The organism is Pauljensenia sp. 20925_1_25 (assembly GCF_041433955.1).
Classification (GTDB): domain Bacteria; phylum Actinomycetota; class Actinomycetes; order Actinomycetales; family Actinomycetaceae; genus Pauljensenia.
This window is the reverse complement of the sequence record NZ_JAPWCL010000002.1, coordinates 34,284-54,410: the sequence shown is the minus strand read 5'-3', so window position 1 is coordinate 54,410 and position 20,127 is coordinate 34,284. Positions and strand designations below refer to the sequence as shown.

The window sequence follows — 20,127 nt, the reverse complement described above, 5'->3', positions numbered from 1 at the left end:
GTTCACACTCCCTTAGCCTGCTCACGCAGGTTCCCACATCCGGTGTCATATAGCGGGCACCGGTCAGAAAGGAATAGACGTGCTCATTGCAGAGCGACCCATCCTGACCGAAGAAAAGGTCAGCGACCTGCGCTCCCGTTTCACCCTGGAGCCCCTCGAGCCCGGGTTCGGCTACACGCTGGGTAACTCCCTGCGTCGTACCCTCCTGTCCTCGATCCCGGGTGCAGCGGTGACGTCCATCCGCATCGATGGCGTCCCCCACGAGTTCCGCACGATCGAAGGTGTGAAGGAAGATGTCGCTGAGATCATCCTGAACATCAAGCAGATCGTCCTGTCCAGCGAGAATGACGAGCCTGTCGTCATGTACCTGCGCAAGGCTGGCCCCGGCGAGGTCCTCGCCGGCGACATCACGCCTCCCGCCGGTGTCGAGATCCACAACCCCGATCTGCGTCTTGCCACCCTCAACGAGAAGGGCAAGCTGGAGATCGAACTGACCGTCGAACGTGGCCGTGGCTACGTCTCCGCCGCTCAGAACAAGGATCCGCAGGCCGAGATTTCCCGCATCCCGATCGACTCGATCTACTCGCCCGTCGTCAAGGTGACCTACAAGGTCGAGGCGACGCGTGTCGAGCAGCGCACCGACTTTGATCGCCTCGTCATCGACGTGGAGACCAAGCCGGCGATCACCCCGCGCGATGCCCTGGCCTCGGCCGGCAAGACGCTGGTGGAGCTGTTCGGCCTCATGCGTGAACTGAACGAGGAAGCGGAAGGCATCGAGGTGGGTCCGTCCACTACGGACGCCACCCTCGCAGCCGATCTGGCTCTCCCGATCGAGAACCTGAACCTGCAGTCGCGTTCCTACAACGCGCTGCGTCGCCGCGGCATCCTGACCGTCGGCGAGCTGGTTGCTCACTCGGAGGCCGACCTGCTCGACATCCGCAACTTCGGTACCAAGTCGATCGAAGAGATCAAGGAGTCCCTGGCGGCTCTCGGCATGACGCTGAAGGACTCGGTGATGCCGAGCTTCGGCGACTCGGAGTCCGCCGCGATCTTTTCGGACGACCAGTCCATCTGACCCCGTGCGTCCGATGGACGCATTGAATCCGTAGGAGAAACACATGCCCACCCCCAAGAAGGGTGCTCGTCTGGGCGGAAGCCCGGCACACCAGAAGCTGATTCTGTCGAACCTGGCGGCTCAGCTCATCGAACACCGCGGCCTCACGACCACGGAGGCGAAGGCCAAGATGCTGCGCCCCTACGTCGAGAAGCTGATCACCAAGGCCAAGCGCGGCGACCAGCACGCTCGCCGCACGGTCCTGAAGAAGATCCCCAACAAGGGCATCGTCGCGATCCTCTTCGAGGAACTCGTTCCCGCGATGGATTCCGAGCGCGCTGGCGGCTACACCCGCCTGATCCGCGTCGGCAACCGCAAGGGTGACAACGCTCCCCTGATGCGCATCGAGCTCGTCATGGAGAAGGTCGAGAAGAAGGCTGTCGTCAAGGCCGCCGAGAAGACGGCTGAGAAGGCCGCCGAGGCCAAGGCTGTTGCCGCCGAGGCTGAGGAAGCTGCTGAGGCTGCTGCCGAGCGCGCTGAAGAGGCTCGCGAGGAAGGCGATCTCGCCAAGGCCAACGAGGCCGAGGAAGTCGCCGAGGAGGCCGGTAAGGCTGAAGACGCCGCCGAGCAGGCCGCCGAAGAGAAGTGACGCCTGATCACTGATCGACTCGAGTAAGGGCCGGATACCCCGCGAGGGGTATCCGGCCCTTGCCGTATCCGGTAGCCTGAAGCCATGACACGTGAGATGACGCTGGCTATTGACTGCGGCGGGGGTGGCATCAAAGGATCCGTCGTGGATGAGCGCGGAACCATGATGGCTCCGGCACGCCGCGTACCGACACCGTACCCGCTGCCCCCGGAGCTGCTCGTGGAGACCGCGGTGGGCCTCGCGAAGGAGCTGCCGCCCGCGACCCGCGTGACGATGGGCATGCCCGGCATGATCCGTCACGGTGTCGTCATCGCGACCCCTCACTACATCACCCGCGATGGGCCGCGTTCGCGCGTGCTTCCCGAGCTGGTCGAGCGCTGGGATCACTTCGACATGGGCCGCGCGATCGAGCAGGCGCTGAGCCTGCCGACGAAGGTCCTGAACGACGCTGAGGTCGCCGGCGCGGGTGCGATTACGGGCCGCGGCCTTGAAATGATCATTACGCTGGGGACCGGCTTGGGCAACGCCGTGTTCGACGGCGGGCAGCTTGCCCCCCACGTCGAGGTCTCCCAGGGGCCCGTGCGTTGGGGCCTGACCTACGACGACTACATCGGCGAGCATGAGCGCCTGCGCCTCGGCGACGTGCACTGGTCGCGCCGCATCCGCCGCGTCGTAGACGGCCTGCGCCCGATGTACATGTGGGATCGCCTGTACCTGGGTGGCGGTAACTCGAAGCGAATCACGGCTTCGAACCTGCGGCTCATGGGCGACGACGTCATCGTCGTGCCCAACGACGCGGGAATCATCGGTGGCGTTCGGGCGTGGGAACTGTGACACGCCGCCTGCGCCTAGACCTTGGCTACGACGGCACCGACTTTCGCGGGTGGGCCGCCCAGCCGGGCCTGCGTACCGTCCAGGGAGAGATCGAAGCGGCCCTCGCCATGGCCTCGCGCGAAGAGGCGGCGACGACCGTCGCTGGACGCACCGATGCGGGCGTGCACGCGCGCCATCAGGTCTGTCACGTCGACCTCAGCGACGAGGCCTGGGCGCGGCTGACGCCCAGGGGAGGGGAGACCGCGGAGGCGACCACGGCCTCGTCCATCGTGCGCAGACTGAACAAGATCCTCTCGGGGCGCTACGGCGAGCGCGCACGCGGGCGTGACCTGGCCGCCGCGCGAGGCACCTGCGACGTGCGCATCTACTCGGCGGAGGTCGTCGATGGGAGTTTTGATGCGCGATTCTCCGCGCTCGGTCGCCGCTACGCCTACCGTGTGTCGGATCACCCCGAGCCGCTCGGGCGCTGGGACCGACTGTGGGTCGAGGACCCCCTGGACGAGGCGGCCATGAACGAGGCCGGGGCGCGCCTCCTCGGGGAACACGACTTTCTCGGGTTCTGCCGTCCGCGTGAGGGCGCAACGACGATTCGTACCCTGCGGACTCTGCGCGCCGAGCGAGATGTCGAAGGTACCCTCGTCTTCCGTGTTGAGGCCGACGCTTTTTGTCACTCGATGGTCCGTTCGCTCGTCGGTGCCCTCCTCCTCGTGGGGCAGGGGGTACGCGACACCGACTACCCGGCGCAGATTCTGCGCGCCCGCTCCCGTGCGAACGCCGCACCTATCGCGCCGGCCCACGGCCTTACCCTCGAAGGCGTTGACTATCCCGAGCCTTCCCAGTGGGCCGCGCGCGCCAAGCAGGCCCGGGCCAGGCGCGATGCGTGCTGCGGTGATAAGTGCTGAGGAATGTGACACAGTGTCCGTCGCGCTTTGACCGTCGGCCTGCGTGCCGATAATATGGCAAGTGCTGTGCGTTGGCAGAGTACCTAGTGTCTCCCACTCGCTAGGAGCGCTCGCCGACGCCTCGCGCGAACCGTTTCATCGTGGATGCCCCCGGAAAAACCGGCGCGGCGTCCCATGACCAACAAGAATTGAAGGTTACGCCCGTGCGCACCTATTCACCCAAGCCCGGGGACGCGGACAAGAAGTGGTACGTCATTGACGCCACCGACGTCGTCCTCGGTCGCCTGGCAGCTCAGACCGCTGCCCTCCTCCGTGGGAAGCACAAGCCGACGTTCGCCCCTCACATGGACATGGGCGACTACGTCATCATCATCAACGCGGACAAGGTTGCCCTTACCGGCAAGAAGCTGGACCAGAAGATGGCGTACCGCCACTCCGGACGTCCCGGCGGCCTGACCGCGACCGCTTACCGTGACCTCCTCGCCGCGACGCCCGAGCGCGCCGTCGAGAAGGCCGTTAAGGGCATGCTTCCCCACAACTCCCTCGGCCGCGCGCAGTTCAAGAAGCTGCACGTCTACGCTGGCCCGGAGCACCCCCACGCCGGCCAGTCGCCGGTTCCCTACGAACTGACCCAGGTGGCTCAGTGACCTTTGGTCACTGAACGCCTTTGACCCTGAGGAGAACCGTGGCTGAGACCATCGTTTCCGCTGAGCTGGACGAGGAAGTCGTCCCCAGCTCCTACACGTCCGAGACCGAGTCGGCTCCCGCCGGCGCCGGTCAGTCCATCACCGCGCCCGGCGCGGGCCTGGGCCGCCGCAAGGAGGCCGTCGCCCGCGTTCGCCTGGTCCCCGGCTCCGGCAAGTGGACCATCAACGGACGCACCCTCGAGGACTACTTCCCCAACAAGCTGCACCAGCAGCTGGTGAAGTCCCCCTTCGTCTTGCTCGACATTGACGGCCGCTTCGACGTCATCGCCCGCATCAACGGCGGCGGCGTCTCCGGCCAGGCCGGTGCCCTGCGCCTCGGCGTGTCGCGCGCCCTCAACGAGATCGACCGCGACGCCAACCGTCCGGCCCTCAAGAAGGCTGGCTTCCTGACCCGCGACGCCCGCGCCACCGAGCGTAAGAAGGCAGGCCTCAAGAAGGCCCGCAAGGCTTCGCAGTTCTCGAAGCGCTGATTTCATTCAGCATCTTTTCTGTTGGTCGCGCCCCGCTCTTGCGGGGCGCGACTTTCGTCTCCCGTCAACCCTGCCCAGGATGTGAGCGCTGACGCAGTTATGGCCCCGGCCTCGTACAAGGTGACGGGCGCAGTAGCGGTACGCTTAGACCAGTCATATGACCCACTGAACGGAGACACTATGCCCAGAATGTTCGGCACGGACGGCGTGCGAGGACTGGCAAACGTTGACATCACCGCGGACCTCGCGCTGCAGCTCGGCGAGGCCGCCGCCCGCCAGTTCGGTTCCGCCCGGCGAGCGGACGGCTCCAAGCCCCGCGCAATTATCGGACGCGATACCCGTATTTCGGGTGAGTTCCTGGATCACGCGCTCGCTGCGGGCCTTGCCAGCGCTGGCATGGACGTGACGCGTATCGGCGTCGTGACCACCCCGACCGTCGCCCACCTGACGGCCACGGAAGACACCGTGGACCTGGGCGTCATGATCTCGGCATCCCACAACCCTATGCCCGACAACGGCATCAAGTTCTTCGCGCACGGCGGCTACAAGCTGGCGGACGCGGTCGAGGACCAGATCGAGGCGCTCGTGAACACCGAGTGGGAACGTCCCACCGGCGACGGTGTTGGCGAGGTCAATGCGGACCATGCGTGGGCCCGCGAATCCTACATCGCGCACCTGATCGAGGCGACAGGCACCGACCTGCGCGGCATGAAGATCGCCATCGACTGCGCGAATGGTGCCGCCTACGAATTCGGGCCGGCGGTGTTCCGCGAACTCGGCGCCGATATCACGGTCATCAACGCCGAACCGGACGGACGCAACATCAACCGCAACGCCGGTTCGACGCACCCCGAAGGCCTGCAGGCCGCCGTCGTCGAGGCCGGCTGCGACTTCGGTGTCGCCTACGACGGCGACGCGGACCGTTGCCTGGCTGTCGACCACGAGGGCAACCTCATCGACGGCGACAAGATCATGGGTGCGCTGGCAGTTAACGCCCGCGACCGCGGCGCTCTCGCCAACGACACACTCGTTGTGACCGTCATGAGTAACCTCGGCCTGATCCTCGCCATGCGTGAGGCCGGCATCAAGACCGTGCAGACCGGCGTCGGTGACCGCTACGTCCTCGAGGAAATGTTGGCCTCCGGCTACTCCCTGGGAGGCGAGCAGTCCGGTCACATCATTGCCCGCGACCATGCGACGACTGGCGACGGCATTCTCTCTTCGCTGCTCATCTCGCGCATGGTGAAGGAATCTGGCCGCTCCCTGGCCGACCTGACCTCTTTCGTTCAGCGCCTGCCGCAGACCCTCATCAACGTGGGCGGCGTGGATCGCGCGGCCGCTTCCACGAACCAGGCCGTTGCGGACGCCGTGGCCGCCGCCGAGGCTCGCCTGGGCGACACCGGCCGCGTTCTTCTGCGCCCCTCGGGCACCGAGCCCCTCGTGCGCGTCATGGTCGAGGCTGCCACCCAGGAGGAGGCCGACTCCGTGGCCTCTTCGCTGGCGGATGTCGTGAAGGAACACCTGGCGCTGTGAACGCCTGAGATACATACGCGGAGGGCGGGCACCGGTTGGTGCCCGCCCTCTTTCTTTCTTCGGTCCTCACATATGGGGGACGCTGAGGAGGTTTTCGCCTGCCGTAGGCCGGGGAAGGTGCCAACGGCAGGCGGCCTCCTCACGGCGGTGTCAGATCTTGGCGGCCTTGATCCACTCCAGCGGGATGCGTGTGAAATACAGGCCCTGCATCTCGCGCTCCCACAGAAGGCCCAGTGTTCCGTCGGGCAGGATCGTCATGCACTGGTAGACGTAGTGCGCCGGGTTAAAGGTGCGCGACGCGATCCAGGTGCGGCCCCCGTCTTCCGACAGGCGCAGGACACCACGGCCTCGATACGGCCGCATCTGCGAGGCGTTGGCGAAGACGACGCGCTCAGGGCAGTCCTCCGTCGGCCAGGGAACGGCGTTGGGCTGGCAGAAGATCTCCGTGATCTCGTGCGCAAAATACACGTCGCCCCAGGTCTCGCCTCCGTCCGTGCTGACGGTGGCGGCCACCTTCCCGCTCGGATGCTGGTTGCGCATGAGCATGAGGAGCGAACCGTCGGCGCGCTCGATGAGCGTGGCCTCGTGCGTCGCCGCGGCCTCGGTGTCGAGCGTGCGCGAGTCAATCTGGCGGCCCTCGAAGATGCGCCCGTCATTGGGAGACTTGCCGCGCTTCCACGTGGCACCCCCGTCGTCAGAGTAGACGACGGACGCGGAGAAGTGACGCTTGTGGTCGCCGTTGTAGTAGATCGGGATCACGAGGCGTCCGCTGCGCAGCTGTACGCCCGTGCCCGGGGAAGTCCCGCAGAAGGACATCCACTCTTCCTTCACGTCCTGGTTCAGGTTGAAGGGACCCTCCCAGGTTTCGCCATCGTCGTCGGAGTAGACCATCTGCAGGTAGCAGGTGCGCGTCGTCAGCAGCGTCTGGTTCGGGTCCTCGCCGTCGGCCAGGAAGACGTTGCCGCCGGGCTGTTCCTCCCCGTCCTCGGTGACGGTGACGTCACCGCGCTCCGAGACCTTGAACGGTGTCTTGCATCCGTGTGCGTCCGTGACGGCTCCGTCCTCCATCCACGTGTAGGTCGCGCCCTCGGCGTCGTGCAGGATGTAGCGGCCCTTCTCGTCAACGCCGAGGCCGGCCTCGGCGTTCGGCTGACCGATGCCTCCCGGGAAGTGGTCGATGAGGACGACGAGGCGTCCGTTTCGGCGATCTTGGACGACGCAGGAGTCGATGACGGACGCGCCTGTTGCCCCGTGACCGGGGTAGCTGATGACTGTCTGGAGATCGCCCCACGTGTGCCCGCCGTCGAAGGAGCGGCGGACCGTGAAGTTGATCGAGTTGGGAGAGTCGTTCGCGATGGTCTCTCGCTGATCGGCTCCCGCGACGACGACCCCCGAGGCCAGGGTGATCAGCGAGGGAATGCGGTAGCTGATCGAGTCGTGAAAACCGGCGTCGAAGAGACACTGGGTGTCGAGGGGCGCGACCGACGACAGTTTCTTGATCTGCGCGTCATTGAGGATCGACGAGTAGACCGCGGCGTTGCGAACCTCGCCAAAGAGGCGCGACCCGGAGGTATCCTGCCCGATCACGACCTCGTCGAGGCTGTCGACGCCCGCGAAGAACGCCTGGCCGGGAAGGTGGGCCTCGAGGTAGCCGTCCACGTAGATCTGGACCGCGCCGTGACCGACGCGCACCACGACGTCATGCCAGTGTCCCTGATCCCAGCGCCCGTGGGCCGTAAATGTGCGCCACTGGCCCCTGCGGCCCAGGACTCGGTATTCGATGCCTTCTTCCGTCACGGACAGGTTGAGCTGCTCGCGCCCGGCCCCGCCGGCGGCGAGGATCGTGCCGTGCTGGCCGGGGCCTCGTACGCGGTAGCGGGCAAACACGGTGCCTGAGGTGAGTTCGGACAGCTCGGCGACGTCGTAGTCGGACAGGTGGGCTGCGGCGAATTCAATGAGGGGAGTCGGTGCGGGGGAGAGGGCAAGGATCTCTTCTGCGGAGAGGACGGCATCGTGCTCTGCGAAGGATCGGATTTCGATGCCAGCGCCCGGGGTGAGGGTGAGTGCAGCTTCGGGGCTGCTTCCGGCGGGAGAGAGGTCTGCGCAGGTTGAGAAGCACTGGTAGCCGTCGAGGAAAATCTTGGAACCGGCGGCCGTCGCCGTGATCGCGAGGCTGTGCCAAGTCCCGTCGGTCAGGTACGCGGTGTCCTCCATGTCGAGAGCGAGGGACATGGAGGAGGTCGTTCCTTCGAGGAAGAGTGCGCCCGCTCGGATAAACAGATCCCAGCCGGTGCCCTCGGGGCTACGCAGGCGCAGCAGTGAACCGTCGATGCGTGCGCGGAACTGTAAAACCCAGGAGATTCCCGGGTGACCTGCGTCGATACTCATGTTTGACACCTTTCTGTCGGTTGTGTGTTTCGCTTCGCATCATTACGAATCGAAGCATGTGATTGGTCACAGGAAATAAGTTGTCAGACAGATTATCATCCTGATCTTTTGTTGGCAATGTGCACCTTAAGCTGAAATTTACTGTTGACTCTAGGATGAGAGAGAGCTAACATTACCGCAAGTTGTCTGACAACTTGCTAGTTAGACATCTGGACTCAAGTCCCTCGTTATTCGACGATGAAATTTCAGGAAGGCACTCATCATGAGTACGTCCCCCGTACAGGCGCTTCCGACAAAGCCCTGGTATCGATACCTGACCAAAGAAGACCGCAAGGCGTTCTTCGCTGCCTGGATCGGCGTGCTGCTGGACGGCTACGACTTCGTCCTCATCTCCTTCGCCCTGCCCGCGATCAAGACAGCATTCGACCTGTCGCTCGTCCAAAGCGCATCCCTGATTTCGGCCGCGTTTATTAGCCGATGGATCGGTGGCCTCGTCCTGGGAGCCATCGGCGACCGCTACGGGCGCAAGCCGGCCATGATCCTGTCGATCTTCATGTTCGCTTTCGGATCCATCGCTTGCGCGCTCGCGCCGAACTTCTGGATCCTCTTCGTCCTGCGACTCATCATCGGCTTCGCGATGGCCGGCGAATACTCGGCCTCCGCCGCCTACGTCATCGAGTCGTGGCCCAAGCACATGCGCAACAAGGCCTCGGGCTTCCTGCTGTCGGGCTATGCCTTCGGCGTCATCGCCGCCGCCCAGGTCGACAAGTACTTCGTGACATGGGTCGATTCGATGCACCCCGGATGGGGCTGGCGCGCCCTGTTCCTCACCGGCATCATCCCGATCGTCGTTGCGATCTACATGCGAAAGACTCTGCCTGAAGCCGCCGACTGGAGCGAAGCCAAGGAGAAAGGGCACGGCGAAAAGAACGACATGCTTCAGGTGCTCTTCGGCGGGGAACGCAAGATCCTTAACTACGTCGTTGTAGCCATCGCGTTCGTCGCCCTGCTCCTGATCTTCACTCAGCAGGTCGGCGGCGTTGTGGCCGTGAGCGTGCTCGGTGTCCTGTGTGCGGTCATCTTCATCTACCTCATCATCCAGTTCGACTCCAAACGCTGGATCATTGGCATTGCGATCATGCTGACGATCTTTGCCTCCTTCATGTACACGTGGCCTATCCAGGGCCTGCTCCCCACTTACCTGCGCGGGGTGGGCATGGACCAGACGGTTGTTGCCAACGTGGTGTCTTTCGCTGGCCTCGGCAACGCTGCGGGCTACATCATTGCTGGCTTCGCGGGCGATAAGTTCGGCATGCGCCGCTGGTACGCCATCTCTCTGCTGCTCTCGCAGATCATCGTCTTCCCCCTGTTCATGCAGAACGGCAAGTACGTGGCGCTCGTGGCGGGCTTGCTCTTCTTCCAGCAGATGTTCGGCCAGGGCGTCTCGGGCCTGCTGCCCAAGTGGGTCTCGTCCTACTTCCCGGTCGACAAGCGCGCTGCGGGTCTTGGCTTCTGCTACAACGTGGGTGCCCTCGGCGGCGCGGTTGGCCCGGTTCTCGGTGCTGCTATCGCCGCGCAGTTCTCCCTCGGCTTCGCCCTGGCGATCCTGTCCTTCGGTTTTGCTGCGGTCGTCATGGTGTCGATCGGTGCGAACGTGCCGCGCCTGCTTCAAAAGAAGATTGGGCCGCAGTATGTTCGTCCTGAAGACGGTAACGACGAGATCATCAAAGAAGGCTGATCATCATGGCATGTCCATTCATCATTGGTGCTTACGCGTCGCACCCGGCACCTGAACTCGAGGCGGACTACTACCAGCTTCTCGCCGACCAGCCGTGGGTCGCCGGCGTCGAGATTCCCTACCCCGGGCAGCTCGCAACACAGCTCGACGTACTGGCCAGCCACCTGTCTCCGCATTGGGATTTCAACACCATCACGGCGATTCCCGGCACGATGCAGAACGTCTGGAAGGACGAGAACTTCGGCCTGGCCTCGCCCGACGAGGCGGGACGCGAGGCGGCCCTCGCCTTTACCCGACGCCTCTGCGACGACCTCGACAACCTGTGCGACAAGGCGGGTCGCCTGCTGGTCGGGCGGGTGCAGCTGCACTCGGCACCCACGCGTCTGGCGAACGCCGACGCATTCAAGCGTTCTCTCGAGGACGTCCTGGGCTGGGATTGGTGCGGCGCGACGCTCGTCGTCGAGCACTGCGACGCCTACATCCCCGGGCAGAACCCCGAGAAGGGCTTCCTGTCCCTCGCGGACGAGATCGACATCGTCGCCGAGCTTGGCGTCGGCATTCACCTCAACTGGGGCCGCTCCGCCGTGGAGGGACGCAGCGCGGAGACTGCCTTCGAGCATGTGCGCGAGGCCGGGGAACGCGGGGTGCTTGACGGCATCGTGTTCTCGGGTGCCGGGCCGGAGGAGACTCAGTACGGCTACTCCTGGATCGACGGACACCTGCCCGCCCAGGCCGATGAGCCGACCTCCCTCATGGACGCCGAGCAGATCGGGCGCTGCGCGCAGGCAGCGATCGCGGGCGGTGCCGAGTACCTCGGCGCGAAGGTCTGCGTCCCCAAGGACGCCTCCCTCGAGCAGCGCCTCGCGATGTTGACGGGGATCTACCGGGCCTGCCACCTCCAGGGGTGACGGTTAGCCGGGCCACGGCCTCGTCGTTTGCGAGTGTGACGAGGCCGTGGCCCGGTTCGGTCTTCATGGTGACAGCGTGCGGACGGGTGCTGGCACCTGCCTGCGCAGTCGCCGCGGGCCGTCAGGCGTCACATGTTCGAGGGATAGAAACGGGTGCGGAATCCCTCGAAGAAGTTCATGTTTTTCACGGCGAGTTCCACGAGACGATCCGCGTCCAGGTCTGGCGTCGTGAAAAGTTCCTGCACGTCGGGGTGGCCGCTTCGCGTGATGGCACCGAAGGAGCCGTCGGGCGAGCAGTAGAACAGGTCTTTGCTGAGCGTGTGCGCGGGCGTGGACCGGAGGCGCCGCATGAAGTCGATGCGGAGGTAGTCGAGGAGGCGGAGGTACTGCTCGGTGATGACGGTCGGGTCGGCGGGCGCGTAGAAGAGGACGGAACGATCAGGGATCGCGAACAAGAGTCCGTGGGGCGCGTCGATGTGGAGCGTCGAGACCAGGGGGGCGATGTGTGCGGCCTTCGATGCGATGAACAGTGATTCCCCGGCGATTCCCGTGAAGGGGCCGCAGGCGGTGTGCTCGTCGATGGCTTCGTTGTCGGTGTTGATCTGCCCCCAGTGGTAGAGCTCGTCGAGGCTCAGGGGGTACTTGTCGATGTGCTCGTTGGTGACGGTTGTGACGGTGTTAGGAAAGTCGAGGCACAGGGCGAGGGCGAGGCCACCGGGGAAGGGGCGCGCGTAGCTGAGGTGGGGGTCCGCGGCCAGGTCCGCCGGGATGATGCGGGTGCGCACGCGTTGGCGCAGCTCGTCGGGGTCGGTGACGGACTGTTCGGCGATACGGCCGGATTCCATGATGAACGCCACCCATCGCTCGATTCTGACCTCGTGCTTGGAGGGATCCGTCTGGGCGAGTTCGTCGATGAGGTTTTCCACGTTGATGCGCCTCCACCCGTCGATTTCCAGGTGGGTGCTGCCCGTGTGCTCGTCCGTGTGGGGCGTCGCGGAAATCCCCGCGTCGTGCAGCCGTCGCAGGAGGAAAGGCAGGGCGCGTTCGGTGAGCTCGTGGCGGTCCATAGGTTGATTCTACGGGGATATCCCGGGGAATTTGGGACGAGGCCTGGGTACTTTCGCGGTGTCGAGCGCGGCGGGCGGTCGCCTAGTGGGAGAAGAAACGCTGCTCGAAGGTGGGGGAGGGAGAGAGGTATGTGCGTGTGCTGACGTGGTAGTCGGCGGAGCTGCGCAGAAATGCCGCCGGGGTCGACGGGCGCGTTAGCTCCGTCGGGCGACCGATGCTCGCCATACCGGGCGCGTGGGGATCGTGGCGACGGGGATCGTCTGGGACGAGGCCGGGGTGGCTTCCTCGGTGACGGCCAGGGGGGCGGGGAGGAGGGAAGCGGTGGGCGGGCGTCCTTCGATGACGTTGATGATGGAGGTGACGGCGGCTGACGTCATGTCTGTGAGGGGCCAGTCGACGGTGGTCAGTCCCAGGGCCTCGGCACTGCGGTGGTCTTGGTTACCGAATCCGAGGATGGACAGGTCGGTGGGGACTGACAGGTCGAGGTCGGCGGCGGCCTGGAAGACGCCGGGTGCCTGCGAGTCGTCGGCGAGCGCGATGAGAGAGATGCCGGGGTTCTCGGTCAGGAGGCGAAGGGCGGCCTGGTAGGCGGTGGCGGGTTCCCAGTCGGGCAGGGAATAGAAGGTGAAGTTGGTGCCGAAGGCGCGTGCGATGGGGTGTTGGCGAGCGTGGTTGGTGTTGGGACCGGCGAGGAAGACGGCCTGGCCTGAGCCGATGCCGGTGTTTGGGTCGACGAGGGCGCAGGAGGAGATGATGTCGTGGACGCCTGCGCCTTCGTCGATGCGGATGAGGGAGGACTCGGAGCCGGTGGGGTCGGCCTCGATCATGGACATCGCGACGACGGGGATCCCGAGGTTCGCGAGGAGGCGTGAGGTGAAGGCCTCGGCTGACGTGGTCTCGCGGATGATGCCGGCCAGCTGAGTGTCGCCCAGGACCGAGCGGATGACTTCGGCGTCGGAGGCGCCGTCGCCAGCCTGGAAGAGGGGGAGGAGGAGGTAGCCGCGGCGCTGGATGTCGATCATCGCGGTCGTGAGAACCGTGTGGACGACGGGCACGAAGGGGTCGTCGGGCAGTTCGGCCATGAGGAGCGCGATGAGGTGGGATTTGCCGCGGCGCAGCGAGCGTGCGGCGGCATTGGGGATGTAGTTGAGTTCGCGTGCGGCCTGCTTGACGCGCTCGATCGTGGCGGGTGCGATCTTGACATCACGGCCGCGGCCGTTGAGGACGAGCGAAACAGTGGAGGGTGCGACGCCTGCTGCGCGGGCGACGTCGGCCCGGGTTGCGCGCTCCATGGCGGACTCCCAATCCTCGTGTGTGTTCGAAGAAACACAATAACTATAACGTGTTAGTCTTGTAGGTGACGATCGGAGTTTCGACGATGACATCCGAAAGGCACGCAGACGTGATATCGATACTACCTTCCTACGCCCCCGGTGCGGGAGCACTCCTGCCGCCGCGCGCGCATCTGGCCGATGATCCCGGCGTTCTGAGCCTCGACGGTACCTGGTCCTTCGTCTATCACTGCACCGACCCGACTCCCTGGGCGAATGTTGAAGAACCCTGGGATGAGCCAGCCGTCAGCGACGACGCGGACACGATTGACGTGCCCAGCCACTGGGTGCTGCGAGGCAACGGGCGTTACGGCCGCCCCGCCTACACGAACGTTGACTTCCCCTTCCCGGTGGACCCGCCCTACCCGCCCGAGGCGAACCCCGTCGGCGACTACCACCGCACCTTCGAGATGCCCGACGGGTGGGAGGACGACCTGGTCGCCCTGCGCTTCGACGGCGTCGAAAGCCAGGCGAGCGTGTGGGTCAACGGCGTATGGGTGGGCATGGCCCGTGGTTCGCGCCTCGCCCACGAGTTTGACATCACCGACCGCGTGCACCCCGGAGAGAATACGATCACCGTGCGCGTCCACCAGTTCAGCCCCGGGAGCTATCTGGAGGATCAGGACCAGTGGTGGCTGCCCGGCATCTTCCGATCCGTCAGCCTGCGCCGCCTCGCCCCCGGCAGCATCGAAGACCTCTGGATCGACACCGACTACGAGGCTGGGGTCGGGTATGCGACCGTCGAGGCGCGGGTGCTCGGCGCCCGCGAGGCCTCCCTGGTCGGTCGCCTCGCAATCGACGGCCTCGGCACCTATCTGCTCGCCCTCGAGAAAGGCGACGACGGGCGCTACCGCTCCGACCGCCTCCAGGTGGGAGACGTACGCCCGTGGAACCCGGAGGACCCCGCCCTCTACGAGGCGCGCGTGAGTATCAATGGGGGAGACGGCCTCGTCGATGGGGACAGACGCCTGCGCATCGGATTTAGGCGCGTCTCCATCGAGGACGGCGTCCTGACAGCCAACGGGAAGCCCCTGCGCCTCAACGGCGTCAACCGTCACGAGGTGCGCGCCGACGAGGGCCGCGTCTTTGACGAGGAGTGGGCGCGCGCCGACCTGGCACTCATGAAATCCATGGGCATTAACGCGATCCGCACCTCCCACTACCCGCCGCACCCGCGCCTGCTGGACCTGGCCGACGAGATCGGGCTGTGGGTCATGCTCGAAGGAGACATCGAGACGCACGGCTTCGAGGGGGCGGGGGAATGGATCGACAACCCCTCCGACGATCCGCGCTGGGCCGACGCCTACCTGGACCGCACGATGCGCGCGTTCGAGCGCGACAAGAACCACCCCTCGATCATGAGCTGGAGCCTGGGCAACGAGTCGGGTACCGGGGCGAACCTGGCCGCCTGCGCGCGCTGGATCCATGAGCGTACGGGTGGGCGAGCCGTTGTCCACTACGAGGGCGACCATGCCCTGGAATACACGGATATTTACTCGCGCATGTACCCGACGCTCGAGGAGGTCGCTGCCGTCCTCGACGATAGTGATCTCCACGCAGAGGTCGCCGTGCCCACGCACGTGGCAGCACAGGTCGACGACGCGGCGCGCGAACGCATCCGCCGCGCCCCCTACCTCATGTGCGAATACCTGCACGCCATGGGAACCGGCCCCGCGGGCGCGCCCGGCTACGCCGCGCAGATGAGCCATCCCCGCCACGCCGGCGGATTCGTCTGGGAATGGCGCGACCATGCCCTGTGGCGAACCCTGCCGGACGGACGCCGCGCCCTGTCCTACGGTGGCGACTTCGGCGAGGAGGTCCACGACGGCAACTTCGTGTGCGACGGACTCGTCGACGCTCTGTCTCGCCCCTACGCGGGCACCTGGGCGTGGGTGGCGGCGATGGCCCCCGACGCTCCCGCGCTCGCCCGCGCGATTGTGGAAGCCGACTCCGGCTCGGTGGGGGAGCGGGATCGCCTGCGCGCGCTCGCGGAGACCGACCTCGTGCCCTGCGCTGACGAGGCCGACTCGCCCTACGCTCTCGATGAAAGCGGGCGCGTGGCGCGGATCGGCGACATGCCTGTGCGCATCGACCTCAGCGTGTTCCGCGCGCCCACCGACAATGACCGAGGTCGCGGTCCCGTCGACTACTGGGGCATCGATGCCTCGAACCTGGGACCCCTGGGCGTCGGGCGCGGCGAAGCCGGAACATCGCACGCCATGCGCTGGGAGCGCGCGCGCCTGCACCTGCTGCGCCGACGCCTCGCCTCCATTGAGGAGGACGGGGGTGTTCGCCGCGTCGTCGAACGCTGGGCGCCACCGGCAGGCCAGTTCGGCGTCACTCTCACATGGGAATACGCACCCGTACGCATTGGTGAGGAGGGGCCGAACGCTTTGTCCGTCTTCCTGCGCGTCGCGCCCTACGGTACCTGGCCGCCCCGCGTCCCGCGCCTCGGTCTGCGCCTCGAGCTGCCGGGATCCGCGTGGCACGCCACCTGGCTGGGAGACACCATGATCGGATACGCCGACATGAGCGTGCCGGGCGCTCGCGGATGTGGCAGCGGCGATGCTTGCGATCTGTGGGATGTGTGCGTGCGCCCCCAGGAAGGCGGGCATCGCCAGGGCCTGGAGGCCCTCTCCCTTCGTGGTGAGGCCGGGGAGTTCCTCATCCTCCCCGGCTCGCCCCTGGGGTGGAGCGTCAGCCGGTGGAGCGAGCGTGAACTGGCCCAGGCCTCGCATTGGGAGGACCTGCCCGACTCGGAGCGCCTGTTCCTGTGGCTCGACGTCTTCCAGGACGGCATCGGGACCCGCTCGTGCGGCCCCGATGCGCGGCCTGAAGCTGCCGGGCGCATGCGCGACGTTGACGTCCGTGTGGTGATTGCCCAGGTTAGGGGTGATTGAGCCTGTGCCGCGTATGTTGCGTCTTGATAACGATGTGACAGCTTTCTGACAAATGATGCGTAGCACACACGAAGTCGCTATGATTCATATATCAACTAACACGAGATAGTTAGTGACTCGATCCCATCGATCGACCAACAAAAACGGACCAATGGAGGTTTCGCATGTTGAAGAAGAAGATGGCCGCCGGCATCGTTGCCCTTGCCATGTTCAGTACCCTCGGCTTGGCCGCCTGCGACAGTGGCGGCTCCGGTGGCGGTGGATCCGCCTCCGGTTCCATCCCAGCACCCGACGTCGCCTGTGACATTCCCGCTGGGAACATCGATGGCTCAGCAATCGACACCTCGAAGGTGGAAGGCGAGATCACCTTCCAGACCCAGGGTCTGCAGAATGACTTCGGCGACTTCTTCAAGGCCAAGATCAAGGAATTCGAGGACGCTAACCCCGGCGTCACGATCAACTGGACCGACCAGGGCGGCGGTGCCGAGTTCGACCAGACCATCACGGCCCAGGCCTCGAACTGCAAGATGGCGGACGTCGTCAACGTTCCCTCCTCCACGATCCTCGCGCTGTCCAAATCCAACCTCCTCATGGACTACGACGTGAAGGCCCCCGGCATCGGCGACAAGTTCGTGCCCTCCATTTGGGATTCCACCGCCCTGGGCGCGAGTGGCCACCACACGGCGCTGCCCTGGTACTTCGGTCCCTACATCACCACCTACAACAAGGAAGTCTTCAAGCGCGCTGGCCTCGACGAGAACAAACCGCCCGCAACGATGGACGAACTCTTCGACGCCGCAGCCAAGGTGGGGGCCGACGGACAGGGTGACTACGGCATCTACGGCTCACCCGAGTGGTACATGATCGCTCAGCTGCACGGCATGGGCGTCACCCTCCTCAACGAGGATAAGACCGCCTTCAACTTCGCCGACAACGAGGCTGCGATCAACTACGTCACCAAGCTTTCCGACCTCTACGCTGCCGGTGCCATTCCGAAGGACTCCCTGACCGGTGAACCCGACCCGGGCAAGGCCTACACCGACGGTAACCTCGCCTTCGGTACCCCCAACGCCTCGTTCCTGAAGTCGGTCAAGAGCAACAACGCGACCGTGTACGAGAACACCGGCGTTGGTCCCTTCCCGACCAACCCCGGCATCAAGCCCGTCTTCGAGGGGCAGTACATCGGAGTCTCGGTTACAACCAAGAACGCTCCGCTGGCCATGAAGTTTGCCGAGTGGATCACCAACGCCGAGAACGAGTACGCCTGGACGCACGACGGCGGTGCGATCATCTTCCCCGCGGCCACCGATGCTCTGGACAAGCTCGTCGCCAACCCGCCGGAGATCGCTGACGACCCGGTCTTCAAGGCCGCCTACGAGGAAGCCGCGAAGGCTGCCAAGGACGCCGAGGCCTACACCGACGTCTTCTACGCGACCGGTGCCGTGAAGGATGCCCTCATCGAGAACGTCAACAAGGCTATCCGCGGTGAGGTTGATCCCAAGACCGCCCTCAAGACCGCACAGGATCAGATGAACGAGAAGCTCAAGGCTCTCGAAGACTGATTGAACGCGGGGGGTCGAGGCCAGGCCTCGACCCCCCGACGCACCCCTCACCTCGCGCAACGCCGCAGGCTCACGGTCGCGCGCCCCTCATGAAGGACACTGGTATGCCGATACGTACGAGCGCGCAGTCGCGCTCCCTCAATGGCGCCGCCCGATTCCGCCCCGGCTGGGTTCCCTGGCTGTGGGTCACCCTGCCGGTCCTCGCCATCATCTCGTTCTACATCTATCCCTTTATAACGACCGTCTACGTGTCGTTCACGAAGACAAAACCGATGGGGCGAATCGGCCGCTTCGTCGGAATCGACAACTACGCAGCCGTCCTGGGGGACGCAGAGTTCTGGGAAGCCCTGAGGAACTCCCTCATCTACGCGGTGTGCGTCGTGCCGCTCATGGTGCTCCTGCCCCTGCTACTGGCCCTCCTGGTGAAGTCGCATGTCCCCGGCATCGGCTTCTTCCGAGCGCTGTACTACCTGCCCGCGATCTCCTCGCTGGTCGTCATCTCCCTGGCCTGGCGCTACCTCCTGGACCAGCGCGGCCCGATCAATAACCTGCTGTCCTCGTGGGGATTCGACACGATCCCGTTCCTGTCGAATCAATGGCTCATCCTGTTTTGTGCCATGATCATCACCCTGTGGCAGGGCTTGCCCTACTACATGATCCTGTATTTGTCGGCCCTGGCGAACGTGGACAAGTCCCTGTATGAGGCCGCCGAGATCGACGGTGCTGGCCCGATCCGCCGTTTTGTGACCGTCACTGTACCCGGCGTGAGGGTCATGATGTTCCTGGTCGCCACGCTGACGACCATCGGCTGCTTGAAGATCTTCACCGAGGTGTACCTGCTGGGTGGCTCCGCCTCTCCGACAAAGACCCTGACGATGTATATCCGAGACCGCATCGTCGACCCCACCTTCGGATCTCTGGGACAAGGTGACGCCGCGTCGGTGTGTCTTTTCCTCATCACCTTCGGTTTCATCATCGCCTCCCAGAGCTTGCAGAGGAAGGCTGAAGACTCATGAGCACCGCATCCCGCACCGACACCACCTCCTTCGGCGAACGCTTGGCCCAGTGGCGCAAGGAGCGTCGCCTTGAACGTCAGGGGCGCACCGTCGCCTCGCGCCAGATGCGCGGCGGCGCCCTGTTTGCGCGGTACGTGCTGCTGATTGTCGTCGCTATCGTTCTTGTTGGACCTCTCATCCTGCCACTGATGGCGGCATTCAAGGCCCCCGGCGAATCCGTCTTCGGTCAGGGCGCGACGATCCTTCCACAGCAGTGGTCGCTGGATTCCTTCGAGGCCCTTTTCGAGCGCACCAACATCCTGAGTGCGATTAAGAACTCGGCGATCATCGCGGCACTGACTGTGACCTCGAACATCATCCTGTCGTGTATCGGCGGTTACATGCTGTCGAGGCGTGGGTGGACCGGGCGCACCGTCATGTACTTCGTGGTCCTGTCCGCCATGATCTTCCCCTTCGAGTCCATCATGCTCTCCCTGTTCAAGATGATGGTGCAGCTTGACCTCTACAACACGCTGCCCGGCGTGTGGATGGTCGCGATGATCGGTCCCTTCCAGATCCTCATGATGCGTGCCGCATTCATGGGCATTCCCGACGAAATAGAGGACGCCGCCCTGATTGATGGGGCGGGCGAGCTGCGTCGCTTCTGGTCCATCTTCCTGCCCCAGGTGCGCGGTACGTTGACGGTCGTGGGCCTGACCTCCTTCATCGGGGCATGGTCCGACTTCATCTTCCCGCTGCTCATGCTGCCGAATCCGGAGAAGCAGACGCTGATGCTGACGCTGACGGCGATCCAGAACTCGCCCCAGGGCGTCACTTACCAGTTGGTTCTGGCCGGAGCAGTCGTCGCTATGATCCCCGTGGTCCTAGTCTTCATGTTCAGTCAGAAGTTCTTCTTCCGCGGTATCGAAGACGGAGGTTTGAAGTTCTAATCTCGCCCCTCGCGGGTGCGTGCGCACCCGCGAGGGTATTTTCTACCCAAAAAGGAGGTTCTGTTACAAAAAGCTAACACGTGATAGGTATTGTGGGATCCCTTTCGACAAACGAAGGTTCCCGGCCATTCACCCCAT

At 64.9% G+C, this 20,127-nt stretch carries 16 protein-coding genes; 13 read left to right on the top strand and 3 right to left on the bottom strand.

Features of this window, described 5'->3' with window-relative positions:
• The first annotated feature begins 79 nt into the window (after positions 1–79).
• The 7 genes from O3932_RS01515 (at position 80) to glmM (ending at position 6,149) form a co-directional block, all read left to right on the top strand.
• On the top strand, positions 80–1,075 hold the full coding sequence (locus tag O3932_RS01515) for a DNA-directed RNA polymerase subunit alpha (protein WP_009648071.1): 996 nt from the start codon (positions 80–82) through the stop codon (positions 1,073–1,075).
• 43 nt (positions 1,076–1,118) lie between these two features.
• Complete coding sequence (rplQ, locus tag O3932_RS01510; RefSeq protein ID WP_009648078.1) at positions 1,119–1,703, top strand: 50S ribosomal protein L17; 585 nt, start codon at positions 1,119–1,121, stop codon at positions 1,701–1,703.
• 84 nt (positions 1,704–1,787) lie between these two features.
• Positions 1,788–2,537, top strand: coding sequence for an ROK family protein (locus O3932_RS01505; RefSeq protein WP_034504840.1), 750 nt, complete (start codon positions 1,788–1,790; stop codon positions 2,535–2,537).
• Positions 2,534–3,439 (top strand): tRNA pseudouridine(38-40) synthase TruA, encoded by a 906-nt coding sequence (truA, locus tag O3932_RS01500; protein ID WP_371535899.1) that lies wholly within the window; start codon positions 2,534–2,536, stop codon positions 3,437–3,439. Before O3932_RS01505 ends, truA begins: the two co-directional genes overlap by 4 nt.
• Positions 3,440–3,642: 203 nt before the next feature.
• On the top strand, positions 3,643–4,086 hold the full coding sequence (gene rplM / locus O3932_RS01495; protein WP_009054754.1) for a 50S ribosomal protein L13: 444 nt from the start codon (positions 3,643–3,645) through the stop codon (positions 4,084–4,086).
• A gap of 38 nt (positions 4,087–4,124) precedes the next feature.
• Positions 4,125–4,616 carry a 30S ribosomal protein S9 gene (gene rpsI, locus O3932_RS01490; RefSeq protein ID WP_009054763.1) on the top strand — a complete coding sequence of 164 codons (492 nt, stop codon included), beginning with the start codon at positions 4,125–4,127 and terminating at the stop codon, positions 4,614–4,616.
• 180 nt (positions 4,617–4,796) lie between these two features.
• Positions 4,797–6,149: a phosphoglucosamine mutase gene (gene glmM, locus O3932_RS01485; RefSeq protein ID WP_034504843.1), complete on the top strand. Its 1,353-nt coding sequence runs from the start codon at positions 4,797–4,799 to the stop codon at positions 6,147–6,149.
• Positions 6,150–6,299: 150 nt separating this feature from the next.
• On the opposite strand, the gene O3932_RS01480 is transcribed toward glmM, so the two are convergent.
• Entirely contained in the window at positions 6,300–8,537 is a 2,238-nt protein-coding gene (locus tag O3932_RS01480) for an exo-alpha-sialidase (RefSeq protein ID WP_371535729.1), read from the bottom strand.
• Positions 8,538–8,799: 262 nt separating this feature from the next.
• On the opposite strand from O3932_RS01480, the gene O3932_RS01475 reads away from it, so the two are divergent.
• Entirely contained in the window at positions 8,800–10,275 is a 1,476-nt protein-coding gene (locus O3932_RS01475; protein ID WP_314735660.1) for an MFS transporter, read from the top strand.
• Positions 10,276–10,280: 5 nt separating this feature from the next.
• On the top strand, positions 10,281–11,183 hold the full coding sequence (locus tag O3932_RS01470; RefSeq protein ID WP_299238824.1) for a DUF4862 family protein: 903 nt from the start codon (positions 10,281–10,283) through the stop codon (positions 11,181–11,183).
• Positions 11,184–11,311: 128 nt separating this feature from the next.
• Here O3932_RS01470 and O3932_RS01465 read toward each other — a convergent pair whose 3' ends face one another.
• Together O3932_RS01465 and O3932_RS01460 are read right to left on the bottom strand one after the other, a co-directional pair.
• Positions 11,312–12,250, bottom strand: coding sequence for a hypothetical protein (locus O3932_RS01465; protein ID WP_371535727.1), 939 nt, complete (start codon positions 12,248–12,250; stop codon positions 11,312–11,314).
• 195 nt (positions 12,251–12,445) lie between these two features.
• Positions 12,446–13,543: a LacI family DNA-binding transcriptional regulator gene (locus tag O3932_RS01460; RefSeq protein WP_371535725.1), complete on the bottom strand. Its 1,098-nt coding sequence runs from the start codon at positions 13,541–13,543 to the stop codon at positions 12,446–12,448.
• A 110-nt stretch (positions 13,544–13,653) separates the two neighbouring features.
• Between O3932_RS01460 and O3932_RS01455 the strand changes: the two genes are divergently transcribed.
• From O3932_RS01455 to O3932_RS01440, 4 genes are all read left to right on the top strand, one after another.
• The gene (locus tag O3932_RS01455) at positions 13,654–16,482 is read left to right on the top strand and encodes a glycoside hydrolase family 2 TIM barrel-domain containing protein (protein WP_371535723.1); all 2,829 of its coding nucleotides are present in this window, start codon (positions 13,654–13,656) and stop codon (positions 16,480–16,482) included.
• Between the two features lie 164 nt (positions 16,483–16,646).
• A complete protein-coding gene (locus tag O3932_RS01450; RefSeq protein WP_299238697.1) occupies positions 16,647–18,044 on the top strand; it encodes an extracellular solute-binding protein in 1,398 nt (465 codons plus the stop codon).
• Between the two features lie 104 nt (positions 18,045–18,148).
• Entirely contained in the window at positions 18,149–19,060 is a 912-nt protein-coding gene (locus O3932_RS01445; RefSeq protein ID WP_009648072.1) for a carbohydrate ABC transporter permease, read from the top strand.
• A complete protein-coding gene (locus O3932_RS01440; protein ID WP_371535720.1) occupies positions 19,057–19,989 on the top strand; it encodes a carbohydrate ABC transporter permease in 933 nt (310 codons plus the stop codon). The genes O3932_RS01445 and O3932_RS01440 overlap by 4 nt, the downstream gene beginning before the upstream one ends.
• Positions 19,990–20,127: the final 138 nt, after the last annotated feature.